The organism is Mitsuaria sp. WAJ17, assembly GCF_014174515.1.
Lineage (GTDB): Bacteria > Pseudomonadota > Gammaproteobacteria > Burkholderiales > Burkholderiaceae_C > Roseateles_B.
The window spans coordinates 164,219-190,809 of sequence record NZ_JACJUG010000003.1 but is presented as its reverse complement, the minus strand read 5'-3'; the positions used below and the strand labels follow the sequence as shown (position 1 = coordinate 190,809).

General features: G+C 67.6%; 19 protein-coding genes and 1 tRNA gene. 11 read left to right on the top strand and 9 right to left on the bottom strand.

What is annotated here, in order from left to right:
* Positions 1–46: 46 nt before the first annotated feature.
* Positions 47–400, bottom strand: coding sequence for a cation efflux protein, CzcI family (gene czcI, locus H5407_RS03920; RefSeq protein WP_183103114.1), 354 nt, complete (start codon positions 398–400; stop codon positions 47–49).
* Between the two features lie 320 nt (positions 401–720).
* Between czcI and H5407_RS03915 the strand changes: the two genes are divergently transcribed.
* Positions 721–1,236 carry a hypothetical protein gene (locus H5407_RS03915; RefSeq protein WP_183103113.1) on the top strand — a complete coding sequence of 172 codons (516 nt, stop codon included), beginning with the start codon at positions 721–723 and terminating at the stop codon, positions 1,234–1,236.
* Here H5407_RS03915 and H5407_RS03910 read toward each other — a convergent pair.
* From H5407_RS03910 to H5407_RS03895, 4 genes are all read right to left on the bottom strand, one after another.
* Positions 1,220–2,353 (bottom strand): DUF484 family protein, encoded by a 1,134-nt coding sequence (locus H5407_RS03910; protein WP_183103112.1) that lies wholly within the window; start codon positions 2,351–2,353, stop codon positions 1,220–1,222. The two genes, H5407_RS03915 and H5407_RS03910, sit on opposite strands and share 17 nt — an antisense overlap.
* A 92-nt stretch (positions 2,354–2,445) precedes the next feature.
* Complete coding sequence (locus tag H5407_RS03905) at positions 2,446–4,344, bottom strand: hypothetical protein (protein ID WP_183103111.1); 1,899 nt, start codon at positions 4,342–4,344, stop codon at positions 2,446–2,448.
* 233 nt (positions 4,345–4,577) lie between these two features.
* Positions 4,578–5,831, bottom strand: coding sequence for an HD-GYP domain-containing protein (locus H5407_RS03900; RefSeq protein WP_183103110.1), 1,254 nt, complete (start codon positions 5,829–5,831; stop codon positions 4,578–4,580).
* 129 nt (positions 5,832–5,960) lie between these two features.
* Positions 5,961–6,602 carry a cytochrome c gene (locus H5407_RS03895; protein WP_183103109.1) on the bottom strand — a complete coding sequence of 214 codons (642 nt, stop codon included), beginning with the start codon at positions 6,600–6,602 and terminating at the stop codon, positions 5,961–5,963.
* A gap of 88 nt (positions 6,603–6,690) precedes the next feature.
* On the opposite strand from H5407_RS03895, the gene H5407_RS03890 reads away from it, so the two are divergent.
* Together H5407_RS03890 and H5407_RS03885 are read left to right on the top strand one after the other, a co-directional pair.
* Positions 6,691–7,533, top strand: coding sequence for a MoxR family ATPase (locus H5407_RS03890; RefSeq protein WP_183103108.1), 843 nt, complete (start codon positions 6,691–6,693; stop codon positions 7,531–7,533).
* Positions 7,534–7,628: 95 nt separating this feature from the next.
* Positions 7,629–9,653, top strand: a complete 2,025-nt coding sequence (locus H5407_RS03885; protein WP_183103107.1) for a S9 family peptidase — start codon at positions 7,629–7,631, stop codon at positions 9,651–9,653.
* A 368-nt stretch (positions 9,654–10,021) separates the two neighbouring features.
* On the opposite strand, the gene H5407_RS03880 is transcribed toward H5407_RS03885, so the two are convergent.
* Complete coding sequence (locus H5407_RS03880; RefSeq protein ID WP_255501052.1) at positions 10,022–11,296, bottom strand: EAL domain-containing protein; 1,275 nt, start codon at positions 11,294–11,296, stop codon at positions 10,022–10,024.
* Positions 11,297–11,416: 120 nt separating this feature from the next.
* Here H5407_RS03880 and H5407_RS03875 point away from each other — a divergent pair, with 120 nt between their 5' ends.
* From H5407_RS03875 to H5407_RS03860, 4 genes are all read left to right on the top strand, one after another.
* Positions 11,417–12,604: a VWA domain-containing protein gene (locus tag H5407_RS03875; protein WP_183103210.1), complete on the top strand. Its 1,188-nt coding sequence runs from the start codon at positions 11,417–11,419 to the stop codon at positions 12,602–12,604.
* On the top strand, positions 12,601–14,469 hold the full coding sequence (locus H5407_RS24630; RefSeq protein ID WP_183103106.1) for a BamA/TamA family outer membrane protein: 1,869 nt from the start codon (positions 12,601–12,603) through the stop codon (positions 14,467–14,469). The genes H5407_RS03875 and H5407_RS24630 overlap by 4 nt, the downstream gene beginning before the upstream one ends.
* Positions 14,469–18,662, top strand: a complete 4,194-nt coding sequence (locus H5407_RS03865; RefSeq protein WP_183103105.1) for a translocation/assembly module TamB domain-containing protein — start codon at positions 14,469–14,471, stop codon at positions 18,660–18,662. Before H5407_RS24630 ends, H5407_RS03865 begins: the two co-directional genes overlap by 1 nt.
* Before the next feature lie 89 nt (positions 18,663–18,751).
* Positions 18,752–18,826: transfer RNA gene (locus H5407_RS03860), tRNA-Arg, on the top strand.
* Between the two features lie 105 nt (positions 18,827–18,931).
* On the opposite strand, the gene H5407_RS03855 is transcribed toward H5407_RS03860, so the two are convergent.
* From H5407_RS03855 to H5407_RS03845, 3 genes are all read right to left on the bottom strand, one after another.
* Positions 18,932–19,942, bottom strand: coding sequence for a serine protease (locus H5407_RS03855; protein ID WP_183103104.1), 1,011 nt, complete (start codon positions 19,940–19,942; stop codon positions 18,932–18,934).
* Between the two features lie 93 nt (positions 19,943–20,035).
* Complete coding sequence (locus H5407_RS03850) at positions 20,036–20,248, bottom strand: cold-shock protein (protein WP_183103103.1); 213 nt, start codon at positions 20,246–20,248, stop codon at positions 20,036–20,038.
* A gap of 341 nt (positions 20,249–20,589) precedes the next feature.
* Complete coding sequence (locus H5407_RS03845) at positions 20,590–20,940, bottom strand: RNA-binding protein (RefSeq protein ID WP_183103102.1); 351 nt, start codon at positions 20,938–20,940, stop codon at positions 20,590–20,592.
* A 1,387-nt stretch (positions 20,941–22,327) separates the two neighbouring features.
* Here H5407_RS03845 and H5407_RS03840 point away from each other — a divergent pair.
* From H5407_RS03840 to rocF, 4 genes are all read left to right on the top strand, one after another.
* Positions 22,328–23,764, top strand: coding sequence for a S41 family peptidase (locus H5407_RS03840; protein WP_183103101.1), 1,437 nt, complete (start codon positions 22,328–22,330; stop codon positions 23,762–23,764).
* Positions 23,765–23,861: 97 nt separating this feature from the next.
* The gene (locus H5407_RS03835) at positions 23,862–24,611 is read left to right on the top strand and encodes a HesA/MoeB/ThiF family protein (RefSeq protein ID WP_183103100.1); all 750 of its coding nucleotides are present in this window, start codon (positions 23,862–23,864) and stop codon (positions 24,609–24,611) included.
* A 105-nt stretch (positions 24,612–24,716) separates the two neighbouring features.
* Complete coding sequence (locus H5407_RS03830) at positions 24,717–25,604, top strand: TIGR00730 family Rossman fold protein (RefSeq protein ID WP_183103099.1); 888 nt, start codon at positions 24,717–24,719, stop codon at positions 25,602–25,604.
* 19 nt (positions 25,605–25,623) lie between these two features.
* Positions 25,624–26,553 carry an arginase gene (rocF, locus tag H5407_RS03825; protein WP_183103098.1) on the top strand — a complete coding sequence of 310 codons (930 nt, stop codon included), beginning with the start codon at positions 25,624–25,626 and terminating at the stop codon, positions 26,551–26,553.
* Positions 26,554–26,591: the final 38 nt, after the last annotated feature.

Sequence of the window (26,591 nt, the reverse complement as noted above, 5' to 3'; positions counted from 1 at the left end):
TGGATTCGGCGAGACGGAACAAGGAGGCGTTCGAACGTCTCGCCGGCTAGGCGAGACGGGGCCACTGAGGCCGGTCCGGGGTTCCGCCCGGCGGTGACTTCAGCCGACTGCCCCCCATCGACAGGGGCGCGCCCGAGGGCAGCGAAGCCGCGGGCATGGCCGCCAGCTCCGGCAGGGCCGCAGCGGCCGCCGCATGACAGAAGCTGCAGTCCAGGTCAGCCACCAGCCTGGCGCCCGCAGGCTGGTGCTCGGGCTGTCCAGCCTGATGGACATGGGCGTGGTGGCCGAAATGCCGGGCCTCCTGCACGGTGGTCTCGTGCTGGCAATAGCTCGCTGCCACGGCCCAGGACAGCTGCAGTGGCAGCAGCAGCGCAACGAGAACGGCGATCAGGTGCTTCATCAGGCGGTCATTATGGGCAGTGATGGCCAGGGTCTCCACGGACAGACGCTCGGTCGAGCCTCCAGCCGCACATCGGCTCTGGCAGGAACTGAGGTCGATGCCTGGCATTGGAAGGCCTGGAGTCGCTACAGGGTCAAGGATTGATGAAATGCCGCCGGCCGTCCGGCTCGCCCGCCGTCTGGCCGATCGTCTGGGCGGTGCTCGCCAAAGTGCAAACTAATGCCGCGACACGGCCGAAGGGCAACCCTTCACGGCGCAGGCGCGGCGCTAGCATGGTGCTGGTCGCGTTCCGCGGCTGACGCATCGCAGCAGTTCAACGAATGCAGAGCCACCGCCGGCCCCTGGCCTTTCTCTCCGGATTCGCCCTCTACGTAGGTGGACTCGCTGCGGCCGTGGCCGCGACCTCAACCCCGCTGAACTGGCTGCTGATCGGGCGGGCGGACGGCCTGGCCGTCACGGTACGACTGCTGTGCCTGGCCCTGCCCTCCCTGCTGCTGGCGGTGGCCTGGACCTACATCAGCCTGCGTTCCCGACAGCGCAGCCGGCGCAGCAGCTGGCGCTGGTACTGCATCGGCATGGGGCTGGCCATGGTGTTCACCTTCACTGCGGGCTTCTTCACCCTGGCCCAGCTGGATGCCACCAAGGTGTGGTCGCCCTTCACCCTGCTGACCTCGGCCCGCATGCCGCCCTTCTGGGGGCTGCAGAACAGCCTGGCCATCGTCATGGGCGCCTGGCTGGGGCATCGCCTGCTGCCGGCGCGAACCACGCCCTCGCGGTCGCAGGGCCAGGGCGGGACGGCCCCGCCGCAGGACCCGGCGGTCAGCCGCCTGGACTGAAGGTCCGCGGCGTGCCCTGCCCCGCCATCACGATGCGATTGCGACCCTGCGCCTTGGCGGCGTACAGCGCCGCATCGGCCGCCGCCACCAGGCCGCTGGCCAGCACGGGCAGCTGGGAGCTGGACAGCAGCTGGGACAGCAGGGCCAGGCCTGCGGACAGCGTCACCGGCAGGCGTGCGCCGTCCGGCAGTTCCACGCAGGTCTCGCACAGGGCGCGGCGGATGCGCTCGGCGGTCTCCAGGGCATGTTCGTCAGGACAGCGGGGCAGCAGCACGACGAACTCCTCGCCGCCATAGCGAGCCATGGTGTCGCCCGCACGCAGCTGCTGGCGTATGCGCTGGCCCACCTGGCGCAGCACTTCGTCGCCCACCGGATGGCCGTGGCTGTCGTTGATGCGCTTGAAGTGGTCCACGTCCAAGAAGAGACAGGCCAGCCCGTGGCCATGGCGCTGCGCCTCGCCGACCTCGATGGGGCAGCGCTGCTCGAAGTAGCGCCGGTTGTGCAGCCCGGTCAGGGCGTCAGTGATGCCGGCCTGGCGCAGGCGCTCCTGGTTGAGCACGTTGTCCAGGCAGATCGCGACGACGGCCGCCAGTCGCTCCAGGAATTCGGTGCCGGCGTCGGCCTCGTAGCGTGCCGCATCGCGGCTTGCGAACTGGAGGCTGCCGATCAGCTGGCCCTGGCGCACCAGGGGCAGCAGGGCGCAGGACGCCAGGCCCGCCGTGCGCCCGGCATCGAACAGAGCCGCATGGCGCCAGGACTGGAACGGTCCCAGCAGGGGACGAGGCCCCAGCCGCAGCATCAAGGGCTGCTCTGACGCCGTGCCCAGCAGCTGCAGCCCCGGCAGCGCGGCCGACAGGTCCACGCCGGCTTCGTCCAGGCAGCGCCGGAGGTCGCCACCGGCGTCCAGCAGGCACAGGCCCACGGCATCTAGCTCGAAGCTCTCGCGGTAGTCCTGCAGGATCACGCGCAGCAGGTCCGGCAGCGAGCCCGCGCCGATGAGGGCATGCTCCAGGCGCTCGAAGCGCCGCAGCTTTTCCTCATTGCTGCGCGCTTGCTGGAGCAGGGATTCCAGGCGACGGCGGAGCTGTTCATTCTGGGCTTGGAGCGCCTCGGTCATGCGGTGATGGGCCTGGAAGGATGGGCCGTCAGGGGCCGATGCGGCAACTGTAGCGGCAGACGCCCGCCCCGTCCTCGACAAGCCGGCCGGACTCAGTAGTTCAGCACGAAGCGGCTCTGGAAGCGCCGCCCCTGCGAGTCGGCGGCAGTCAGCCAGAGCTCGCTGGTCGTCGGCGTGGCGCCCCCTGGCAGCACGCTGGGGCCCAGGGTCTGCTCGGTGCTCACCGGCAGGGGCAGCTTGATCTCGCGGATGGTGGGCGAGGCGGGATCGGTGCCCTGCACGAGCCGCATGCCCAGCAGGCGCATGTCAGGGTTGGCGGCGGCCCATTTGGCCCAGCTGTACTTGCGGCCAAACGTGAGCTGGCGTCCCAGCAGCGCGCTGCTGCCGAGCTCGTCGATCATCGGGAACCGGCTGGTCGCAGGATTGGCGGGGACCTCGGCGCGCAGGAAGGCCGGTTGGGTCCGGGCGGTGCTGCCGGGCTGCGTGAAGCTGGCGCTGTATCTGGCCGACCGCAGCGCATCGGCCCCGCCGATCCAGCCGATGCTGTCCTGCAGCAGGGCATAGTCCGTGGCCTGCCCGGTCGCCGTGGTGCTGGTGGCACCGGGGACCTTGGTGATGCACATGCGCGCACGGGCGCAGTAGGCCATGGCGATGGCGAAGCCGTTGGGCGTCTGCACCACGCCGCTGTCCAGGGCACTGGTGATGGGCGCATCCAGCGTCTGGCCCTGCAGGTCCAGCTGCACGCCGGCACGCGGATTGGCCGTGCTGCCCGTCTGCAAGCTGCCATCGCCCGCGAAGCTGGCCACGGCCATGGGGATGACGTTGAATTCCAGCGTGCGACCGTTGCCATAGAGCCGCCAGGAGGGCACGCCTGCGGTGGTGGACTTGAGGTAGTTGACCGTGGTCTGGAAGATGTCCAGCACCTTGCCAGCGCTGTCCGTCACGTAGGCGCTGACCTGCAGGCGGGTGCAGTTGCCGGAGGCGAAGACATCGTCCAGGCAGGCCACGATCTGGAAGCGGCCCAGCTCGTGGTTCTTGCTGGCCAGGTCGGCGAAGTACAGGGCCATGGAGATCTTGTCCCGGCTGTCATTGACCGTGAAGGCCGAGAGCAGGCTGTGGCTGCTGATGGCGCTGGCCGAAAGGCCCTGGGCCAGCATCTTGTTGATCGCCGCCGGCAGTTCGTCCAGGCTGGCGGCATTGGGCAACAGGGTGGTGGCCCCCGTGGTGGCCTTGAGGGTGCTGGTGACGGCGTTGAGCGGCGTGGCGCTGCTGCCCTTGGCCAACTCGGTCTGCAGGGTAGGCAGGTCCACCACCACCTCGACAGGCGCCCCCGGCTTGAGCTTGTTGGCCAGCAGCAGCTGAGGCGTGCCGGTACTGCTGCTGGCCAAGTCCACGCGCAGGGCCTCGATCAGCAGGTCCTGGGCGCCCTTGTTGGCCGCGAAGCTGGCGTCGCCGAGCAGGTCCAGGGTGGTGGCGTCGGTGATCTTGGCGTCGCTGATATTGGTTTTGATGAGGGTCTTGAGGAAGTCCGCGGCGGCGGCGAGCTGTGTGCCCAGCCGAGCGGTGGCGCCGCTGTGGCCCGCCACGTCGCTGAACACGGTGCGCGGTGCGTCGCCCAGGGTCAGGGCCAGAAGGGCCTCGCTGAGGGGCGAGACGTTGGCCACCATGGTGCTGGCCGACTTGGGCACCGCGGAGTGCAGCACCACCATGTCGCCCAGGGCGCTGAGGCCCCGCGCCTGAACCAGCAGGGGCGCCTGCGGACTCTGCTTGCTCAGCGTGATCTTGTAGCTGCCATCGGTGGGATGGGTGCTGCCCGTCCCCACCGTGGCACCGCTGGCGTCCAGGACCGTGACGCTGGCCGAGCCCAGCGGGGCGCCTGTGGCGGCCACGCCGCTGAGCACCGGTGGCGTGGTGCTGCCGGTGCCGGTGCCCGTGTCCGTGCCGCCGCCTGCGCCTCCTCCGCCGCCACAAGCCGCCAGCGACAGGGCCATGGCCCAGCACAGCAGGCGAGCGGCCCGAGGGGCTGGGCCGGTGGGTGCGAAAGAACGCGAGGAACGCGGGGGGAAGACAAGCATGGTCGGCAAGGGCTGGGCCGTCGCCAGGGGACGGATGGGGGCAGTATCCCGGCAGCCTCCGCCTTTCGAAGGGCTCAAAAGCACCGCTAAATGGCCGGTATCGCGCGCCTCGGCCCCTGAGGCACAGGCCTGCGGGCCCTGGCTCAGGACTAGCCGGGCGCCTTCATCCAGAGTTCGTCCAGGTGCTTGAAGCCCCAGTCCGTGGGGTTCTCCCGCGAGACGATGCGGTCCGTGGCCGCCGGCAGGTCCAGGTTGACCAGCTCCGTGGGGATGGGCAACTGCGACTTGGTCGAGAAGAAGACGCGCACCAAGGGCGCGGTCAGGCGCACCGGGCTTTGCTCCACCACAACGGCCAGGCGCCCGGAGTGCAGCTTCACCAGGGTCCCCACCGGATAGATACCCACGCTCTTGACGAAAGCCTGGAAGACCACTGGATCGAAGTGGCCCGTCCATTGCGCCATGCGCTGGATGGAGCCGGCAGGGTCCCAGGCGTTCTTGTAGGGACGGGTGGAGGTGATGGCGTCGTAGACATCGCAGACCGCGCCCATGCGGGCCAGCAGCGAGATCTCATCCCCCTTGAGCTTCTTGGGATAGCCAGAGCCGTCGATCTTCTCGTGGTGGTGCAGGCAGACGTCCAGGGCCGCGGCCGGCACGGCGCCGCCCTCCAGCAGCATCTCATAGCCGCGCACGGGGTGCGAGCGCATCACAGCGAACTCGTCGTCCGTCAGCTGCCCGGGCTTGTTGAGCACGTCGATGGGCATGGCCATCTTGCCGACGTCATGCAGCAGGCCCGCCAGGCCGGCCTCGCGCGTCTGGGCCTCGTTCAAGCCCATGTGCCGGGACAGGGACACCATCAGGGCACACACCGCCACCGAGTGCATGTAGGTGTAGTCGTCCTTGGTCTTGAGCCGGGCAAGGCTGATCAGCGCCGAGGGGTTGCGCGACACCGAATTGGCGACCTCCTCCACCAGCGGCAGGCACTGCTCGGCATCGATGGCCTTGCCCAGGCGGGCTTCGCCGAAGAGGTTGATCACCGCGGCCCGGGAGCGGCTGACGATCTGCGCGGCGCGGCCCATCTCGTCGTGCAGGCTGGCGCGCATGCCGGGCGGCGGCGATGCGGGCGCTGGCGCGGGGGCAGGCGCCGCGGCGGGCTGGGGCTCCTGCGGCCTGGGCGGCTCCGGCGGCAGCGCGGGCATCTGCAGGGGCTTGGCCTCCTGGATGTCCAGGCCCTTTTCCACGTCGATCCAGACGGCGACGACCCCGCTCTTGAGCAAGGCATCGAGCTCGCTCTGCTCGCGCAGCACAAACTTGGTCTTCCAGAAGGGATGGGACAGCCATGAACCTTCCATGGACTGCAAGAACATGCCGAGCCGGACTTGCTGGGTCGGTATTCTTTTGAGCATGTGAGGAAGGTGGGGAGCGGAATCTGGGAACTGCCACCCAGTATCGACGGTGCCCCTCCCGATGGAAAGCCAAATCGGACACGAAAAAGCCGCCTAGCGAGGCGGCTTGATCCGGAGCGGCAAGGACGCTCAGCGCATCTTGCTCTGGGGCACCGTGCGCAGCTCGCCGTTGAGCGAGGACAGGTACTTGGCAATGGCCTTCAGCTCGGCGTGGCTGAACTGCTTCACCTGGCCAGCCATGATGGCGTTGCCGCGGCCCACATAGGGGTTGCCCTCGGTCTGGTAGGACTTCAAGGCGGCGTAGAGATAGTCGGCATGCTGGCCGGCCAGCTTGGGGTAGGCGCCGTCGATGGGCTTGCTGAAGTTGGCGCCATGGCAGGACGCGCAGGCCCCCTTGTTCAGCAGCTCGGCCACGTTGGCGGGAGCGGCAGCGGCCTCACCCGCGGCGGGGGCCTGGGCCTGCTGCTCGTAGAAGGCGGAGATGTCGGCGATGTCCTGCTCGCTCAGCGACTGCGCGATGCCGCGCATGGTCGGGTGCTTGCGCTCCCCCTTGGCGTAAGCGTTCAGGGCGGAGGCGATGTACTTGGCGTTCTGGCCAGCGATCATCGGCACCTTGTGAATTTCGGGGAAGGTCGCCTGGTAGCCGACGATGCCGTGGCAGCCGATGCACATGGCGATCTTCTTCTCACCCGCCTTGACGTCCTGCGCCTGCGCGCCGACAGCGGTGAGGCCAGCGAGAACGGCGAAGGTGAGCTTCAACAGTTTGTTCATGGTCCCGAAGTTCTTGATCTGACACCGGGGCGCATTATAGGGACGGACCTTATACTGGTTTGCAGACTTACCCGCATTGATCCACAGCATGAAGTTCCAAGGCTCCGAGCAGTACGTCGCCACCGCCGACCTGATGTTGGCCGTCAACGCCGCCATCACCCTCAAACGCCCCTTGCTGGTCAAGGGCGAGCCCGGCACCGGCAAGACCATGCTGGCCGAGGAGGTCGCCCAGAGCGTCGGCTTGCCGCTGTTGCAGTGGCACATCAAGAGCACGACCAAGGCACAGCAGGGCCTCTACGAGTACGACGCCGTCAGCCGCCTTCGTGACAGCCAACTGGGCGACGAGCGCGTCAAGGACATTCACAACTACATCGTCAAGGGCGTGCTGTGGCAGGCCTTCGAGTCCGAGCAGCCGGTAGCGCTGTTGATCGACGAGATCGACAAGGCCGACATCGAGTTCCCCAACGACCTGCTGCGCGAACTCGACCGCATGGAGTTCTACTGCTACGAGACGCGGCAGATGATCAGGGCCAAGCACCGGCCCCTGGTCTTCATCACCTCCAACAACGAGAAGGAGCTGCCGGACGCCTTCCTGCGCCGCTGCTTCTTCCACTACATCAAGTTCCCCGAGGCCGAGACCATGCAGCGCATCGCCGACCTGCATTTCCCCGGCCTCAAGAAGGAGCTGCTGGCCGCGGCGCTCAAGACCTTCTACGACGTGCGCAACCTGCCCGGCCTCAAGAAGAAGCCCAGCACCTCCGAGCTGATCGACTGGCTCAAGCTGCTGCTGGCCGAGGACATCCCCGTCGATGCGCTCCAGGCGCAGGACGAGAAGGTCGCCATCCCGCCCCTGGTGGGCGCTCTGCTGAAGAACGAGCAAGACCTGACCCTCTTCGAAAAGCTGGTCTTCATGCAGAGCCGCAACCGCTGAGCGCGGACGCGGCCTCCCCACCGCCACCTTCGCCTCGCCCCTACACTGCGGCCCGGCGTGCACACCGGCGTGCCGCATGACGAGGAGCAAGGCGCATGGCCACGAGCAAGACCTTCAGCATTGAGGCCCTCTGGGCCATCGAGCGCCTCGGCGCGCCCAGCCTCTCGCCCGACGGCGCACAGGCCGTGGCCAGCCTCACAAGTTACTCGCTGGAGAAGGACAGCAGTCAGAGCAGTCTGTGGCTGCTCTCCACCCTGGGCGGCGAACCCCGCCGTCTGACGCAGGCGGGTGACAAGGACGGCAGCCCGCGCTGGAGCCCGCAAGGCGACCAGATCGCCTTCATCGCCCGTCGCGAGCAGGACGGGGTGAAGGACGAAAGCCCGCAGCTCTACCTCATCGCACCCGACGGTGGCGAGGCGCGGCGCGCCAGCTCGGTGCCCATGGGCATCGAAGCCTTCAAATGGTTCCCCGATGGCCGCCACATCGCCTTCGTGGCCTGGGTCTGGCCTCAGCACAAGGGTGCCGCGGCGCAGGCCAAGGCCTGGGCCGCACACAAGGCCCGCAAGGCCAGCGGCTATGTGACTTCGGAGTCGCTCTACCGCTTCTGGGACCACCACATCCCCATGGACCGTGTGCCGCACCTGCACGTGCTGGACACCCGCAGCGGCAAGGTCCGCGACCTCTTCGAAGGTACTGGCTGGGAACTCAGCCGTTCCGAGCCCGATGCCGACTGCTTTGACATCTCCCCCGACGGCCGCCGCATCGTCTTCGCCTTCGACCCGGCGCACGAGAAGCGCCTGGACCATTGCTTCGCGCTGGCCGAGGTCGAGGTGCGCAGCCGCCAGGTGCGCACCTTGCTGCAGGAGGAGGGCTGGCACCTGCATGCGCCCGTCTACAGCCATGCGGGCCACCACCTTGCCTTCCTGGCCTGCCATCGCGGCCTCAAGCACACCATGCCCGAGCAGCTGGGCGTGCTGGACACCCATGGCAACTGGGCCGTGCTGTCCGAGGACTGGGACCGCGAGGTGCAGGCCCCGCTGCGCTGGGACGAGGACGACCTGGGCCTGCTCTTCTGCGCCGAGGACGAGGGCCGACGCCACCTCTGGCGCTTCGACGCCAAGACCTGTGCCGCCTTCACCCAGTTCGAGGGCGGCCACACCGCAGCCTTCGACCTGCAGGCAGGCACCCTGGTCGTGCTGCACGACAGCGCCCAGCACCCGCCCCGCCTCAGCGTGATGGAGGGCGACACACCGCTGCGCATGGAGTCCTTCAACGATGACCTGCTGAGGCCGCTGCGCATGGGCCGTGTCGAGCCCGTCGGCATCAAGGGCGCGCAGGGTGACGAGGTCCAGATGTGGCTGACCTACCCACCCGGCTTCGACGCCAAGCGCAAGTACCCTCTGCTGCACCTGATTCACGGCGGCCCGCATTCGGCATTCGGCGACATGTGGCATTTCCGCTGGAATGCCCAGCTGCTTGCCGCTCAGGGCTATGTGGTGGCCAGCGTGAACTACCACGGTTCCTCCGGCTACGGGCAGGCCTTCAAGGACGCCATCACCCAGCGCTGGGGCGAGCTGGAGCTGCAGGACATCGAGGCCGCCACCGACTGGCTGCTGAAAAAGCCCTGGATCGCCCGCGACCGCGTCTTCGCCAGCGGCGGCAGCTACGGTGGCTACATGGTGGCCTGGATGAACGGCCACGTGGATGCCGGCCGCTACCAGGCCTACGTGTGCCACGCCGGTTGCTACGACTGGCAGGCCATGTTCGCCGACGATGCCTACACCTGGCACGCGCAAGAGCTGGGCGCCTGGTACTGGGACGAGCCCGCGCGCGTGGCCGCGCAGAGCCCACATGCCTTTGCCCACCGCATGCAGACGCCGACCCTGGTCATCCACGGCGCGCAGGACTACCGCGTGCCGGATGCCCAGGGCCTGGCCTACTACAACACCCTCAAGGCCCGCGGCGTCGATGCCCGCCTGCTCTGGTTTCCCGACGAGAACCACTGGGTGCAGAAGCCGAAGAACAGCCAGCTTTGGTACCAGGAGTTCCTGGGCTGGCTCGCGGCGCATGACCCGGCGCGGCGCGGCGCGGTGCGGAGCAGGTCCAACAGGCGGGGGTGAGCGAAGTCAGCGCGGTCGGCAGGCGGCGCAGCCCCTGTGCAGGCAGGCCGGGTTCCCGCGGGACGTGCAGTTGCGCAAGCCGCGCGTTCAGGAGCGCCCGGGATGGACAGTGCGCCTGTTGGAGCAACGTCCTGCGTGGCTCCTGGCTATCCGATCGCCTTTCCAAGTCCTGCCATCAGGCTGGACAATCAGGCCACCTAACCCATTACCCACGCACCACCACACCTCGACCTTGCGTCACGCGGAAGCGCCCTGAGACCGGCGGACTGTTCGAGTCGCTTGCATGCTAACCGCATCCAGGCAGGCCCTCTCCCCGAGCTTCACCGAGCCGCGGCCCGGCGAGTACCGCGCAGGGCGGGGTTCAGCCCCTAGCGAGGCTCGCCGCTGCCCCAGTCCACATCGGCACAGAGCACACGCAGCCTCGCGTCCTGCCAGAAGGCCAGGGAGAGGGTCACGCACATGCGTGCGCCGTGCAGGCTGAGGTAGGGCCTCGTCACCTGCAGCTTGCCGACGGCCCCCACGGCGCGGCGGAAATAGGGGCGGCGGGACCAGCGGGCATCGCCCGAGGCGTCCAGGGGCGCGAAGCGCAGGTCGGGTCTGCTGCTCAGCACATCGGGGTGGATGCGCATGCCCAGGTCATGGCCATGCTCGTCGAGCAGGAAGCACATCTGCGCGCCCTTGATCGAGAGAAAGCCCTGGCAGGCCCGCTCCAGGGGCTCCCCGCCCTGCAGGCGGGTGACCGCCGACTGCACGGCGTCACGAAAGGGCTGCAGCAGCTCATCCTCGCGCTCGCGGCTCAGCATCTGGCGGTCCTCGATGTGATCCCAGAACCCGTCGATGGTGGGATTGGCCTGCGGCGCCAGCAGGTCGGGCTCGGGACGCCCCAGACCGAAGCCCTGCAGCAGGTCCACGTCGGCGTCCAGGGCCAGCTGCAGGTCGTCCCGGTCCTCGATGCCCTCCTGCAGCACCAGGGCGCCGCACTCATGCAGCAGGGCCACCATCTGCGCCATGATGCGGGCGATGCGCGGCGAGGCCAGGGCGCGCCTGGGCAGGCTCTTGTCCAGCTTGACGATCTCGGGCTTCATGCGCCAGACCCGGTCGAAGTTGGAATGCCCCGCGCCGAAGTCGTCCAGGGCCAGCAGGCAGCCAGTGCCGCGGGCCCGCTCGACGGCCTCCTCGAACCGCGCCCCCTGCGACATGATCTCCTCGGTGACCTCGAAGACCAGGCGGTGCATGGGCAGGCCCAGTTGCTCGACGACGTTCACGGCGCGGGCCAGCATCGGCGCCTCGTGGGCGGCCCTGACGAAGATCTCGGGGTGGATGTTGAGGAAGAGCCAGCAGTCGGGCACCTTCTGCGCAACAAAGTTGTGGACATGCAGCAGGCGGCACAGGCGGTCCAGCTGCATCTGCGAGTCGGCACCCTTGATCGCTGCAAAGACCTGACCCGGATCGATGCCCTCGCCCGACGGTGCCGTGAAGCGCGCCAGTCCCTCGTAGCCCACGGGACTGCGGTGCGGCAGGCTGTAAATGGGCTGAAACTGACTGCAGATGCGCAGCCCCTGGTGCGTCGCCGACCAGCGCCCGCCATCTTCCTGGATGGCGGCATAGAGGGCCTGCATGGTCCGCTCCACGTCCTGGTTCATGGCACTTCCGGCAACAATCGATCCCTGGATGCTAAGCCCCTGCCTTGCGTCAGGCTTGCAGCGTGGCCTGCAGCAAACGCCGCTCTGTGGATAATCACCGCGAGACTCACCTTGCCTGCCATGCTGATCCAGTTCTTTTACACCCTGCGTGCCGCCAAGCTGCCTGTCTCGGTGAAGGAGTACCTGACCCTGCTGGAGGCACTGAAGCTGGGCGTGCTGGACGCCGAGGACGGCGGCCCCACCGTCGATCGTTTCTACTACCTGGCCCGTACCACCCTGGTCAAGGACGAGGCCCACTTCGACAAGTTCGACCGCGCCTTCGCCGCCTACTTCAAAGGCGTGGAGTTGCTCACCGACTTCGCCCGCGAGCTGCCCGAGGAATGGCTGCGCAAGCACCTGGAACTGGAGCTGACGCCCGAACAGAAGGCCGAGATCGAGAAGCTGGGCTGGGACCAGCTGATGGAGACCCTGCGGCAGCGCCTGGAAGAGCAGAAGGAGCGCCACGAGGGCGGCAACCGCTGGATTGGCACCGGCGGCACCAGCCCCTTTGGTGCCTACGGCTACAACCCGCAGGGCGTGCGCGTCGGGCAGGACCGCGGCCGCAACCGCAGCGCGGTGAAGGTCTGGGACCAGCGAGCCTACCGCGACTACGACGACAACCTCGAGCTCGGCACCCGCAACATCAAGGTGGCCCTGCGCCGCCTGCGCCGCTTCGCCCGCGAGGGGTCGGAGCTGGAACTGGACCTGGACGACACCATCCACAAGACCGCTGCCAACGCTGGCATGCTGGACATCCGCATGATCCCGGAGCGGCACAACAAGGTGAAGGTGCTGCTGCTGATGGACGTCGGCGGCACCATGGACGAGCACATCCATCGCGTAGAGGAGCTGTTCTCGGCCGCCAAGAGCGAGTTCAAGCACCTCGAGTTCTATTACTTCCACAACTGCGTCTACGACTTCATGTGGAAGAACAACCGCCGCCGCTTCGCCGAAAAGATGCCCACCTGGGACGTCATCCGCAAGTACAACAAGGACTACAAGCTGATCTTCGTGGGCGATGCCACCATGAGCCCCTACGAGATCCTGCAGGCCGGCGGCAGCGTCGAGTACAACAACGAGGAGCCGGGCGCCGAATGGCTGCAGCGGCTCACGCACGCCTTCCCTAAATACGCGTGGATCAACCCCGAGCCCCAGGGCGTCTGGCAGTACCGCCAGAGCATCTCCATCGTCCAGCAGCTGATGCACCAGCGCATGTTCCCGCTCTCCATCACGGGGCTGGAATCGGCGATGCGGCTGCTGAGCAAATGAGGGCGGTCCTGCGCGCATTCACGGCCCTGGGCCTGAGCCTGCTGCTGAGCGCCTGCGGCACGCTGGGTGGCCTGAAGGAGGCCTTGGGCGGGAAGTCCGCGGCGACTGTTGCGGCCAATGCCCGGCTCAAGGCGGCCTACCGCCTGGACATCCAGGCCAGCGGCGAGGTGCAGGACCTGCTCGCCCGCCACCTGGACCTGGCCCGCTTCCAGCAGATCGCCGAGAACGACAGCCTCAGCCCTGTCGAGCTGGACCGCCTGGCCGCCGTCGCGCCCGAGCAGGCTCGCAGCCTGCTGGAGACACTGGGCTACTTCGACGCCCGCGTCGAGGTCCGGCGCCAGGCCAATGCGGACCACACCCAGCAAGACCTGACCCTCATCGTCGATCCCGGCCCCCGCAGCGTGGTGGGCGAGCTGGACCTGCAGTTCGAGGGCGAGCTCGATGCCGAGGCCGGCCAGCCCGAGGCACCCCGCGCCCTGGCCCTGCAGGCAGAGCTGCGCCAGCTGTGGCCAATGGGCAAGGGGCGCCCCTTCACCCAGTCCGCCTGGTCCTCCGCCAAGTCCGCCGTACTGGCACGCGCCCGCGCCCAGGGCTACCCGCTGGCCCGATGGGCGTCCAGCGAGGCCGAGGTCGATACCGAGACTCGTCTGGTGAGCCTCAAGCTGAGCCTAGACAGCGGCCCCCTCTTCCACCTGGGCAGCCTGCAGATCGAGGGCCTGCAGCACCAGTCGGAGGACACCGTGCGCCGCCTGGCCGGCTACGAGCAAGGCGAGCCCTACACCGAGCAGTCCCTGCTGGACTTCCAGGAGCGCCTGCTGCGCACTCAGCTCTTCGACGGTGTCACCGTGGACATCCAGCCCGAGGCCGCGCAGGCTGCGGCGGTGCCGGTAAGGGTGCGGGTCAAGGAGGCGCCGCGCCAGCAGGCCACCACGGGCATTGGCTACAGCGCCATGAACGGCTACAACGCCAGCGTCGAGCACCTGCACCGGCTGCCGGCCGGCCTGCCCCTGCGGGCCCGCAGCAAGTTCCAGCTGGGCCAGCTGCTGCGCAAGGCGGAGCTGGAGCTGAGCTCCCACCCGCAGCCCGACATGCAGCGCAACCTCGGTTCGTTGCAATGGGAGCAGGACCTCAACAACGACAAGAACATCCGCACCCTCAGCGCTCGCCTGGGCCGCCTGCGCGAAGCGGGCCATGACGAGCGCCTGGTCTTCGCCGAGATGCTGCGCTCCATCGAGTCCGGCGAGGCGGGCGAGTCCCTGCACTCAAGCGCCTGGTCGGGCAATGTGCAGTGGACACGCCGCCGCCTGGACAGCTTGCTGCTCCCGACCCAGGGCTACTCCGCCCAGCTGCTGCTGGGCGCCGGCCGCGCCGACAACAATGCCCCCAACCAGGACAGTGGCGTCTTCGGCCGCGCGCGCCTGCGGATCGAGTACTTCAAGCCCCTGCCCTCGGGTTGGCACCTCGGCGCCCGCACCGACATCGCCCAGATCATGGCCCGCGATCGCGTGGGCCTGCCCGCCAAGATGCTCTACCTTGCCGGCGGCGACGATTCCGTGCGCGGCTACGCCTACCAGAGCCTGGGCGTGGACAAAGAGGACGGCAGCCCCCTCGCCGCCGGTCGCAAGCTCTGGACGGGCAGCGTCGAACTCGCCCGCCCCGTGATGGACAGCCTGCCGATGCTGTGGGGCGCCGCCTTCGTTGATGCCGGTAACGTGGCCGACAGCTGGCAGTCTCTGCGGCCGGTGGTGGGCTATGGCGTCGGCGCTCGCCTGCGCAGCCCCGTGGGCGCGCTGCGCCTGGACCTGGCGCGTGCGCACAAGACCGGCAAGTGGCGCCTGCACTTCAGCGTGGGGATCGCCCTCTGATGGACATCGACAAGAACCCCGCCCCTGCCGCCCCCCCGAAACCGGCGAAACGCCGCCTGGGTCGCTGGCTGGCCTGGGGCCTGGTCCTGCCGGGCCTGCTGGGGGCCACGGCGCTGGGCGGCGTCTGGCTCATGGGCACCGAGGCGGGCACCGCCTGGCTGCTGCGCCAGGCCCCGGACCTGATCAGCGCTGATGCGCCCCAGGGCCGATTGCTGGGCGACTTCTCCGCACGACAGCTGCGCCTGCACCTGCCCGACGGCACCGATCTCCAGTTCGACGGCCTGCGCTGGCAGGGCCTGCGCCTGGGCTGGCATGAGTCGCCCCAGCTCTGGGCCCGGCTGGACGCCGACAGCCTGCGCGCCGACCGCCTCCAGGTTCGCTGGAAACCCTCTGATACGCCCAGCACACCGCTCACCGACCTGCGCCTGCCGCTGTCGGTGAAGCTCGGTCAGCTGACCCTCGGGCAACTGGACCTGCCGACGGTGAATGTGCAGCTGAGCCGGCTGGAGGCCAGCCTCAGCCTGGGCCAGTTGGACGCGCGCCATCAGCAGGTGCACGAGCTCCAGCTGCGCTCCCTGCAGTGGCAGGCCGTGCAGTTGCAGGGCCGGCTGCGGGCCGAGGCCGACGGGCCCATGACGCTGGCGGCAAGCCTGGACGCGCGAGGCCAGTTGCCCCAGGGCCCCGACTGGCAGGCCCGCCTCCAGGCGCAGGGCCCTTTGCTTGACCATGCCTTGAGGCTCGACTTCCAGGCTGCCGGCCAGTCCGTGGCCCTGCAGGCCCGGGCCAAGCCCATGGCGGACTGGCCCTTGGCAGGCCTGCAGGCCACGCTCAAGCAGTTCGACCTGGCCGCGCTGAATCCCGAATGGCCGCGCACGGCCCTCAGCGGCCAGTTGGCCCTGGAGGCCCAGCAATGGGAACAACCGGCCGACCTCAAGGGCCAGCTCAGCAATGCCCTGGCCGGCCCCTGGGACGAGCAGCGCCTGCCCCTGGCCCGACTGCAGGCGGACCTTCAGTTCGCGCCGGCGCACTGGCAGTCCCTGAAGATCCGCAGCCTGGAACTGGGTCTGGTGGATGCCAAGGGTCAGGCGGCAGGAAGCCTGCAGGCCCAGGGCCAACTGAGCCCTGTGCAGGCCTCGGACCTGCAGCTGCGCCTCAACGGCCTTCGCCTGGACGCCCTGCACAGCCAGCTGCTGGCCCTGGCCCTGGATGGGCAACTGCGGCTGCGCCGGGACGCGCCGGCGGCCTCGTCGGTCGAGCAGAAGACGGATCCCAAGCCCGACAAGAAGCCCGCCCCCACGGCCCCCCAGCCCCTCCCCTGGCTGGACCTGGAGGGCCAACTGAGCACCCGCCTCGCCACCTCCGGCGGCCAGCCCCTGGCCACGCCCCAGCTGCAACTCAAGGCACAACTGGGCGAACAGGGCTTGCGCCTGCATCGCGCCCAGCTGAGCGCCGGCAAGGCCACGGCCAGCCTGCAGGGCGAGTGGATACGCCAGGAGCAAGGCGACTGGCAAGCCAGCCTGCAGGCCCAGAGCCAGCAGCTGGACCCCGGCTTGCTGTGGAAGCCCGCCGCCGGCGCCAGCGCGCCGCACAGCCTCAACCTGCAACTGGGAGCCCAGCTTCACCGCAGTGCCGGCAGTCCCTGGCCCCAGGGCGAAGCCAGCCTGCGCCTGCTGCCCAGCCAGTGGGCGGGCCAGCCGCTGCAGGGCCAGCTGCAGTACCTGCGCGACGCCCAGCCCGCCCGCCTGCTCCTGAGCCTGGAGCAGGAGCGCAACCAACTGCGCGGAGAGGTCCTGGGCCTGGAAGACCGCCGCCCCGAGGCCCGCTTGCAGGTGCAGTGGCCGCGTCTGGCCGCCCTCGACCCCTTGCTGGCGGCCTTGGCCCCTGGCGTGACCCTGGACGGCGGGCTGCAGGGCGACATGACGCTGCGGGGCCAGATGCAGCCCTCCACCAGCCCCCGGGCGAAGTCCGCCTCCCACTGGAGCTGGACCAGCCAGGGCCAGCTGGCCCTGCAGAAAGTGCTGGTACGGGAGCCCGGGCGCCTGCTGGGCCTGGAGCAGGGCAAGCTGAACTGGCAGTTGGGTACGAGTCTGGGCGAGGCGCTGACCCTGAGCCTGGAGGCCGGCCCACTGCGCCTGGCCCAAGGCCAGCGCGCCCTGCAGCTGGAAGGCCTGCAGGCCCGCCTGAGCGGCAGCTGGACCCGCCACCAGCTGCAGCTGCAAGGCCAGGGCCGCCCGCTGAGCAGCACGGCTGGCGAGCCGCCCCTGCCCGGCGCCTCCCTGCTCCTGGCGATGGAAGGCCAGCTCAACGCCCTGCCCTGGGGCCTGTCTGGCGCGCCCGAGCCGCTGGACTGGCGCCTGAGCCTGCAGCAGGCCCGGCTGCGGCCGCTGCCCAGCACCAGCCAGGATCCCTGGCTGCAGATCGAGCCCCTGCAGGCCCGACTGGCCCTGAGCCCAGAGGCCCGGCTGCTCAGCGCCGAACTGCAGGAAGGCCGGGCCAGCCTGGCCGGCGGGCAGGCGCGGGTGCGCTGGAAGGAAGTCCGTTACCAGGCCCCGCAGCACAGCGCCGCGCCGCTGTCCCTTCAGGTGGATGCCCAGCTCGAGCCCCTGGCGCTGGCGCCCCTGCTGGCCAAGGCGCAACCTGATTTCGGCTGGGGTGGCGACCTGCTGGTCGATGGACATCTGCGCCTGGACACCCGACAGGGCACAAACCTGAGCTTCGAGCTACAGCGCCTGAGTGGCGACCTCAGCGTGACCGAAGACCGCGGCGTGCAACGCCTGGGCCTCACGGACTTCGGCCTGCGCCTGCAGGCCCGGCAGGGCTTGTGGTCACTGACCCAGGCCCTGGCCGGCGGCAACCTCGGCGGCCTGGGCGGCGCCCTCATCACCCGCACCGATCCGCAGGCCCTGCTGCCGCCGCTGGACGCGCCGCTGGAGGGCACGGTGCAGGCCAACGTCGCCAACCTGGCCACATGGGGCGGCTGGATCCCGGCCGGCTGGCGCGTCAGCGGCGCCATGACCGCCGGCTTCATGCTGGGCGGCACCCTGCGCGACCCGCAGCTGCGCGGTCTGGCCCAGGGCGAGGGACTGGCCGTTCGCAACCCCCTGCTGGGCGTGGACGTACGGGACACACGCTTCCAGCTGTCTCTGGAGGGCAGCCAGGCGCGCCTGCAGCAGTTCAGTGCCCATGCCGCCGACGGCGAACTGCGGCTCAGCGGCGAGGCCCGCCTGGGCGCGCAGCCCGACCTGCGCCTGGACCTGCAGGCCGAGAAGTTCGGCCTGCTGACCCGCCTGGACCGCCGCATCATTGCCAGCGGCCAGGGCAAGGTGCACCTGACGCCCGCCAGCGTGGACGTGCAGGGCGCCTTCCGCGTCGATGAGGGCCTGTTCGACTTCAGCAAGGGCGACGCGCCCACGCTGGACGAGGACGTGCGCGTGCGCCGCCCGGTCGCGGCGCCCGTGGCGGCGCGGCGCGAGAGCCCGCCGATGAAGGTCGCCGTGCTGCTGGACCTGGACCTGGGCGAGCAGATGAAGCTGCGCGGCCGCGGCCTGGACACCCGCCTGCAGGGCCAGCTCAAGCTGCAGCACAAGGATGGCAAGCCCAGCCTCGTCGGCACCGTGCGCACCGAGGGTGGCACCTACGACGCCTATGGCCAGAAGCTGACCGTGGAGAAGGGCGAGATCCTCTTCACCGGTGTGCTGGACAACCCCCGTCTGGACGTCCTGGCCGTGCGGCCCAACACCGACATCCGGGTCGGTGTGACGGTGGGTGGCACTGCGATCAACCCGCGCATCAAGCTCTTCTCCGAGCCCGAACTGCCGGATACCGACAAGCTCTCCTGGCTGCTGCTGGGCCGCGGCCCCGACGAGTTGGGCCGCGCTGACACCGCCCTGCTGCAGCGTGCTGCCCTGGCCCTGCTTAGCGGGGAAGGCGAATCGGCCTCGGGCAAGCTGATGAAAAACCTGGGGCTGGACGAGTTGTCCGTCTCCCAGGGGGCCCAGGACGACACCCGGGGCGCCATCGTGCGCGTGGGCAAGCAGCTCTCCAAGCGCGTCTACCTGGGCTATGAACGCGGCCTGAACGCCACCACCGGCAGTTGGCAGCTGATCTACCGCGTCGCCCAGCGTTTCACCCTGCGGGCCCAGAGTGGCGAGGACAGCGCCCTGGACCTGATCTGGCAGTGGCGTTGGCAGTGAGGCCGCCCCGGCCTCGCCGGACCGGCCTCTCAATCATGCGACAATCCGCGCCGCCCAGATCGCCGCCGCCAGTGGCGCGCGGGCCTGTCCTCCCCGTAGTTCAATGGATAGAACGGCCGCCTCCTAAGCGGCAGATACAGGTTCGATTCCTGTCGGGGGGACCATTTTGTGAAAGTGGGCGGCACCCCTCACAGGGGGCTCAGTTTTCGGTCGGCCGCAACTCGGTAGCAGCCCGCCAGCCACCTTGAGCGTCTTTCACCCGTCTAGCGTCATGGCCGCTGGAGGTCGCGCAGGGACTGTGCGGACCAAGCTCGAAAAAGCCTGGCATCAGAACCAGATGCACCCGCCTCAGCGCCCTCCAATGGTTCACAAGAATGAATTGCGAGCAGCTGCCAAGCAAGGGGGGCCGAAGCCGAACGACTGATCGCTCGCCGCCGCAGGATGGCTGCACCGCCGCAGCCGGCACTCGAAACCATGTCCGTCAAAAAACAGGCGCGGCCCTGAAAGGCCCATGCGTGGGGTGATGCAATGGCACCCGATCTTGCAATCGGCACAGCGTGGGGCGCGTGCGAAAGGCTCTCTGGAAACCCGACCATCGAGATCACATCGCCGATGGCAATGTCCTCACCAAAATCTGCAATGTGCGTCTCGTCGAATGCGAGGATGAGCGCCGATTCTGGCAAATCCGTGCTCGCAAGCGGCAGTGCTGCCACAGGGGTCGGCCCGGCCTGATCTTGAACCGCATGCCAAAGTGGCCGCCCCTCCGACAAGAGTGGTAGTGAACAGCGCGCCCGCAAATTGGCATCGTGCGCATTCATGGCCACCTCAATTTCGAGGCGATCAGCCACGGGCTGTCCGCAACTCCCCGCAAACGCTGATTGCGTGCTGACGAGGAACAGCGCGTCGCCCTTCCGATAAAAGAAGGCACTGCTTCTGCAGAGGCGCTGTGTGCCACGAAATGCCACCAGCGGCGTCACGGCGAGCCACATGGGATCGATGGAAGCAACATCCAGGGGCGCGGGCGTCATCCGCAGACCTCGCTGCAGAACCGCACGATGTCGGGCGACCTCTCGCTCAAATGCGGCAAGGACGATGTCTGACATCTCTGAATGCAGCATGAGCGTCCGCGCGGTTTCTGCGTGTGCGTCGAACGAAGCTGACAGCCTCAGCAGCCCGGCTGCCGAGAGGGAATCAATGACCGCAGGCAACAAGGCATCCAATGCCACCAGGCCGCCCTTCAGTTCGCAGATTCGCTCCGTGGCTTCTTGAAGGTTTTTCAAAGCACGCTCCAGATAGGCAAAAAAAAACGCGGCCTAGCCGCGCTTTCATCGACACAGCCAGTTGGCCTGGCCGCATCCTTGGGTGAGCGATGGTCAGCTCATGCAGCGAATGCGTGATGCCTGCGGACCCTTTTGGCCCTGAGTCACCTCGAACTCCACGCGCTGGTTCTCGTTGAGCGTCTTGAAGCCGCCACCTTGAATTTCCTTGAAGTGAGCAAAGAGGTCCTTGCCACCATCATCCGGCGTGATGAAGCCAAAACCCTTGCCTTCATTGAACCACTTCACGGTTCCAGTTTGAGTCGTCATATTGATTTCCTTTTTTAATTGCAAAGTGCGAAATTGCACTCAGCGAAGAGACGCCAAGAAAATCTTCTGGGGATTCAACTGGGGTCCTGGCAGAACGCCGGACTAAGTGGAAAGTCCTAAGAGCGGACGGTCTTGTGCATATCAGCGAAGCCATAGTAGTCCTAAAAACGCCAGCGGTGCAAGTTTATTTGCAGCACCTTCGACCGCTCCCAAAAGGGGCATGCCTTTGCATTTAAAAACAAATATGGAAAATCGTCACGATAGCTCGCGATTTCGTGAGAGCAGGCTAGCCGCCGCATTCAATGGCAGAGGCAAAAGAAAACGGCTGCTCGATTCCTGAATCAGTAGCGACCGCCGCCGAACCCGCCATTCCCATAGCCAACATCTTGACGCTTGCTTGCGCGGAATTCAGACGGGCCAGCCAACTTCGCCGCGCCGCGATCGTCACGAGGGCGAGCCAGGTTCACAACAATGGCGCGCCCCCCAACGGAAAGGCCGTTCAGACCTTTGATGGCCGCTTGCGCACACTCGGCGCTTGCCATCTGCACAAAGCCAAAGCCTTTGGAGTGACCGGTCTCTTGGTCCATCAACACCTTGGCCGAGGCGACTTCACCGAATTCGCAGAAGTTGCTTTTGAGCGTCTCGTCCGTGACGGAGTAAGGGAGATTTCCCACGTAAATCTTGCTGGTCATTTGAATACCTTTCGGATGGTTGATTCACATCGTCTCGATGTGTGCGAGCAGACTTTGCATCTGCATCAGCGGCCTGACGAATCGCATTGATTTGCGATCACGCATCAGAATGCCGCTGCGCTGGGCATTGGCGTTTGAAACCACCCTTGGGTGACCGCAATGACTTTGGCGGCTTCTCGGGAAGCGAAAGTCTTGTCGAGGGCGTGCGTTCTGGGTGAGCCGTCGCCACCTTGAATCCGCCGCACCGCAACAGCGGCTCTGAAGCGGCCGCAGTCAGTCGAGTGTGTCGAGGGCAAGACGACGTATTGGCCCATGGGAATGGCTGTTGAAATGGGGATCAATCAGTTTGAGAAACGCAGGCATTGTTGATTGCCTGAGTGAGCTGCTTGGCTCAGTTGACCGAAGCTCTGCGGCCAAAGGGGCGACTGGCGTCGCACGCACCGGACTGGAGGAATAGCTCGCCGCTGAGGGGATGCGGCGCTGTCCGGCATCCCTTAAATGTACACCGGATCAGTAAAAACCGGAAATTTCCGGATCCCTGAGGATTCCGCACTGCGGAAGCGACGGCGAGCCTGCAACCGACTGCAACTTGCTGCGGCAATAGACCAACGCCTTAGAGACGTGCACGCCTGCTGAGCCGGAACAGAACTCGGGCCAGCCCGTCCGGGAACATGGGCCCCCCCGATCCGGATGCCATCCAGCCTCAGCGTCAACGCACGGGCCGCGGTGTTGGAGTCCTTCAGGCAGGTCTCGACGCTGGGCCAGCCAAAGGTGGCGTAGGCATGATCGACGGCGGCCCCGGCAAGCGTCGAGGTCCAGGCCCTGCCCTCGATGGGCCGGCAGCAGCCACAAGGGTGAGCGCCCTGGGTCAACCGGACTTCTGCGTGAAGCCGCAGGCCCCCACCGGCTGGTCGCCATGACGGATCACCCCCATGCCCAAGCCCAAGCCCTGCGTCTCCCAGACTCGCAGCCCGGCATCCAGCCGCGCCCTTGCCGCCGCTGCCGTCAGCGGTGCTCCGCCATTGCACCCGCGCGCCCCGTGTGATTTGCAACACCTGGCCTCCCCTGACTTTCCGCACTGTGCTTGCGCCAGGCGCACCATGGTGTCCAAGCCGCCGCCTCATGGCCGCTGATGGAGCATGCGATGGTCCTGAACTGCTTGAAATCCAGCCGTAGAACCGGCCTGCCACCCCCCGGCGCAGCCAGGCGTCGCGTGCAACCCACGGCGGGGGGCGGCATAAACCCCTGATCTGGGCGCTTCAGGCCCCGCTCATCGTGCCGTGACACAGGGGGCGGGACCTATACTTGAAGCGTCCCCTCACTTGGGATGCTGCCCTCGACGGGGCGGCGACATGACTGGATCTCACCGATAGGAAACACTCGCATCATGAGTGCCAAACTGAAAGTCGCCGGATGGGTGGCCCTGGGGGCCGTGGCAGGTGCATTGACCACCATGCAGTTGCAGGCGAACGCACGGAGCAGCCTCTCGCCGCTGCCCCTGGAGGAGATGCAGCAGCTGGCCGCCGTGTTCGGCATGGTCAAGTCTGATTACGTCGAGCCCGTCGATGAGAAAAAGCTGATCAACGACGCCATCGCCGGCATGGTCTCCGGCCTGGACCCACATTCGCAGTTCTTCGACAAGAAGAGCTTCAAGGAATTCCGTGAAGGCACCACTGGCCGCTTCGTTGGCGTGGGCATCGAAATCGGCATGGAAGACGGCCTGGTCAAGATCGTCTCCCCCATCGAGGGCTCGCCCGCCTTCCGCGCCGGCCTCAAGAGCGGCGACCTGATCACCCGCATTGACGACACCGCCGTCAAGGGCCTCACCCTGGACCAGGCCGTCAAGCGCATGCGCGGCGAGCCGGCCACCAAGGTTCAGCTGACCATCTTCCGCAAGCTGGAGAACCGCTCCTTCCCCGTGACCATCGTGCGCGAGGAGATCAAGGTCGTCAGCGTGCGCGGCAAGGTCATCGAGCCCGGCTACGCATGGCTGCGCCTGAGCCAGTTCCAGGACCGCACGGTGGACGACTTCGTCAAGAAGCTCGAGGAAATCTACAAGCAGGACCCCAAGCTCAAGGGCCTGGTGCTGGACCTGCGCAATGACCCGGGCGGCCTGCTGGAAGGCGCCGTGGCGGTGTCGGCGGCCTTCCTGCCCCGGGACGTCGAGGTGGTCTCGACCAATGGCCAGATCGCCGAGTCCAAGGCCAGCTTCAAGGCCAGCCCCGAGTATTACCAGCGTCGCGGCAGCAACGACCCGCTGAAGAAGCTGCCCGAATCCCTCAAGAGCATCCCGATGGTGGTGCTGGTCAATGAAGGCTCCGCCTCCGCCAGTGAGATCGTGGCCGGCGCCCTGCAGGACCACAAGCGCGCCGTCATCATGGGCGCCCAGACCTTCGGCAAGGGCTCGGTGCAGACCGTGCGCCAGTTGAGCCCGGAGACCGCGCTGAAGATCACCACCGCGCGCTACTACACCCCCAGCGGCCGCTCCATCCAGGCCAAGGGCATCGTGCCCGACGTCATGCTGGACGAGACCGCCGAGGGCAATGTCTTCGCTGCCCTGCGCATGCGCGAGGCCGACCTCGAGAAGCACCTGCAGAACGGCCCCGAGGACAAGGACGAGGCCCGCGCCAAGGCCCGCGAGGAGGCCCGCGCCAAGCTGGAAGCCGAGTACGCCAAGAACAAGGACTCGATCAAGCCCCTGCCCGAGTTCGGCTCGGCCGAGGACTTCCCGCTGCAGCAGGCCCTCAACCAGCTCAAGGGCAAGCCGGTGCTCGTCTCCAAGACCGCCACCGAACGCAAGGCCGAGGCCAAGACCAGCGAGTAAGCGCCCACCGGACCATCGCCAGAAGACCCGCCAGGCCAGTCGGCCGGCGGGTCTTTTTCTTTGTGGCACGCCCCTGGCGCAGCGCTATGCTTGCCGCATGAATGACGAACAGCTGCTGCGCTATTCGCGGCACATCCTGCTCGACGAGATCGGCGTCGAGGGGCAGGCACGGATCCTTTCCGGCCATGCGCTGGTGATCGGTGCCGGCGGTCTGGGCTCCCCGGTCGCGCTGTACCTGGCCACCGCCGGCGTCGGCACCCTGACCCTGGTAGACCACGACACCGTGGACCTCACCAATCTGCAGCGCCAGATCGTTCACCGCCAGGACCGCATCGGCCAGCCCAAGGTCGAGTCCGCCGCCCTGACGCTCAGGGCGATCAACCCCGAGCTGAATGTCCAGCCTCTGCAGGAGAAGGTGGACGCCGCCCGTCTGGACGCCCTGGTGCAGTCGGCCGACGTAGTACTGGACTGCTCGGACAACTTCGCCACCCGCCATGCCGTCAACGCCGCCTGCGTGCGGCACCGCAAGCCCCTGGTCTCGGGCGCAGCGGTGGGTTTTGACGGGCAGATCAGCGTCTACGACAGCCGGTCCGGGCAAACGCCCTGCTACGCCTGCGTGTTCCCGCCGGACGCTCAGTTCGAGGAGGTGCGCTGCGCCGTCATGGGCGTGTTCGCTCCCCTGGTGGGCATCATCGGCAGCCAGCAGGCGGCAGAGGCGTTGAAGCTGCTGGCCGGCATGCCCGCCACCCTGGCCGGCCGCCTGCAGATGCTGGACGCGCGCCAGATGCGTTGGAGCGAGATTCTCTTGCAGCGTGACCCCGAATGCCGCTGCTGCGGCACCGCATAACCCATCCTAGGCACAATAAATTCAACCATCGGCGCCAAATGAGGAAATAACATTTCTCAGCGACTGCACTACAGTTCGGCCCGCGCCGCCCCACCGGGACACCGCATGAGCAAGCACAAGAACAAGCTGACCGCCCGCAATTTCCCCTCGGCCAAGGACGAAGCCCGCCTGGCCCAGGCGCGCCCAACACCGGACTACGACGGCCCCAACAGCGCCTACCGCCTGGCCTTCACCGACGACGACTTCATGCTGCGCGAGGAGCTGCGTCCGGTGCGCATGCAGCTGGAGCTGCTCAAGCCCGAGCTGGTGCAGCAGGAGCAGGGCATCAAGTCCACCATCGTGATGTTCGGCAGCGCCCGCATCCCGGACCAGTCCAGCGCCGAGGTCCGCGTGGCCGAGGCCCAGGCCCTGGGCGATGCCGCCACGCTGAAGCGCGCCCAGATGCAGCTGCAGATGAGCCGCTACTACGAAGAGGCGCGCCGCTTCGCCGGCATCGTCACCCGCGAGAGCCTGGCGCGCGGCAACCCCATCTACGTGGTGACAGGCGGCGGTCCCGGCATCATGGAGGCGGGCAACCGCGGCGCGCATGAAGTGGGCGGCAAGAGCATCGGCCTGAACATCGTGCTGCCCCACGAGCAGCACCCCAACCCCTACATCACGCCGGAGCTGTGCTTCCGCTTCCACTACTTCGCGCTGCGCAAGATGCACTTCCTGATGCGCTCGGTAGCGCTGGTGTGCTTCCCCGGCGGCTTCGGCACCCTCGATGAACTCTTCGAGGCCCTCACCCTGATCCAGACCGGCAAGTGCCGCCGCCGGCCCATCCTGATGTTCGGGCGCGATTTCTGGTCGCGCCTGATCGACTTCGAGCTGCTGATCGAGACCGGCATGATCAGCCCGGGCGACGAGCAGCTCTTCCACTTCGTCGATTCCGCCGAGGAGGCCTGGGCCTTGCTCGAGTCGGAGTACGACCTGACCCAAGCCCACCACGACTGAACTCCCTGAAGAGGATGCCATGACCACACTGCGCAACGTCTCCCTCATTGGCGCGCCGACCGACATCGGCGCTGGCGCTCGCGGCGCCAGCATGGGCCCGGAAGCCCTGCGCGTGGCCAATATCGGCCCCACGCTGGAGAGTCATGGCGTCAACGTGGTGGACCGCGGCAACCTCAGCGGCCCCTACAACCCCTGGCAGCCGCCGGTGGACGGCTACCGCCACCTGCCCGAGGTGGCGGCCTGGAACCGTGCCGTGCATGACGCCGTCTATGCCGAGCTGAAGCTGGGCCGCATGCCCATCCTGCTGGGCGGCGACCACTGCCTGGGCCTGGGCTCCATCAGCGCCGTGGCCCGTCACTGCAAGGAGCAGGGCAAGAAGCTGCGCGTGCTGTGGCTGGACGCCCACGCCGACTTCAACACCAGCGAGCTGACCCCCAGCGGCAACATCCACGGCATGCCGGTGGCCTGCCTGGCCGGTTTCGGCCCCAAGGAGCTGATCGAGATCGGCGGTTTCAGCAAGGAGCATCCGGCCATCAGCCCGAAGTGGGTGCGCCAGATCGGCATCCGCAGCGTGGACGCCGGCGAGAAGCGCTTCGTGCACGAGCAGGAGCTCGAGGTCTTCGACATGCGCTACATCGACGAGATGGGCATGCGCCACACCATGGAGCTGGCCCTGGCCACCCTGGATGCCAACACCCATCTGCACGTCAGCTTCGACGTGGACTTCCTGGACCCGTCCATCGCGCCCGGCGTGGGCACCACCGTGCCCGGCGGCCCCACCTACCGCGAGGCCCAGCTGTGCATGGAGATGATTGCCGACACCGGCCGCCTCGCCTCCCTGGACGTCATGGAGCTCAACCCCGCGCTGGATGAGAAGAACCGCACCGCCACGCTGGCCGTGGACCTGATCGAATCGCTGTTCGGCAAATCGACGCTGATGCGCAAGTGATGCAGGCGATGCGCCCGCCTGTGGCGAGCCTGCATCGA

Bases quoted from the DNA above. Each gene is read 5' to 3' on its own strand.
- H5407_RS03910 (WP_183103112.1), bottom strand. From the start codon at position 2,353: ATGACCGAGGCGCTCCAAGCCCAGAATGAACAGCTCCGCCGTCGCCTG.
- H5407_RS03895 (WP_183103109.1), bottom strand. From the start codon at position 6,602: ATGAACAAACTGTTGAAGCTCACCTTCGCCGTTCTCGCTGGCCTCACC.
- H5407_RS03850 (WP_183103103.1), bottom strand. From the start codon at position 20,248: ATGACGACTCAAACTGGAACCGTGAAGTGGTTCAATGAAGGCAAGGGT.
- H5407_RS03875 (WP_183103210.1), top strand. From the start codon at position 11,417: ATGCTGATCCAGTTCTTTTACACCCTGCGTGCCGCCAAGCTGCCTGTC.
- H5407_RS03845 (WP_183103102.1), bottom strand. From the start codon at position 20,940: ATGACCAGCAAGATTTACGTGGGAAATCTCCCTTACTCCGTCACGGAC.
- rocF (WP_183103098.1), top strand. From the start codon at position 25,624: ATGACCACACTGCGCAACGTCTCCCTCATTGGCGCGCCGACCGACATC.
- H5407_RS03865 (WP_183103105.1), top strand. From the start codon at position 14,469: ATGGACATCGACAAGAACCCCGCCCCTGCCGCCCCCCCGAAACCGGCG.
- H5407_RS03880 (WP_255501052.1), bottom strand. From the start codon at position 11,296: ATGAACCAGGACGTGGAGCGGACCATGCAGGCCCTCTATGCCGCCATC.
- H5407_RS03885 (WP_183103107.1), top strand. From the start codon at position 7,629: ATGGCCACGAGCAAGACCTTCAGCATTGAGGCCCTCTGGGCCATCGAG.
- H5407_RS24630 (WP_183103106.1), top strand. From the start codon at position 12,601: ATGAGGGCGGTCCTGCGCGCATTCACGGCCCTGGGCCTGAGCCTGCTG.
- H5407_RS03905 (WP_183103111.1), bottom strand. From the start codon at position 4,344: ATGGCCCTGTCGCTGGCGGCTTGTGGCGGCGGAGGAGGCGCAGGCGGC.
- H5407_RS03835 (WP_183103100.1), top strand. From the start codon at position 23,862: ATGAATGACGAACAGCTGCTGCGCTATTCGCGGCACATCCTGCTCGAC.
- czcI (WP_183103114.1), bottom strand. From the start codon at position 400: ATGAAGCACCTGATCGCCGTTCTCGTTGCGCTGCTGCTGCCACTGCAG.
- H5407_RS03840 (WP_183103101.1), top strand. From the start codon at position 22,328: ATGAGTGCCAAACTGAAAGTCGCCGGATGGGTGGCCCTGGGGGCCGTG.
- H5407_RS03890 (WP_183103108.1), top strand. From the start codon at position 6,691: ATGAAGTTCCAAGGCTCCGAGCAGTACGTCGCCACCGCCGACCTGATG.
- H5407_RS03900 (WP_183103110.1), bottom strand. From the start codon at position 5,831: ATGCTCAAAAGAATACCGACCCAGCAAGTCCGGCTCGGCATGTTCTTG.
- H5407_RS03830 (WP_183103099.1), top strand. From the start codon at position 24,717: ATGAGCAAGCACAAGAACAAGCTGACCGCCCGCAATTTCCCCTCGGCC.
- H5407_RS03915 (WP_183103113.1), top strand. From the start codon at position 721: ATGCAGAGCCACCGCCGGCCCCTGGCCTTTCTCTCCGGATTCGCCCTC.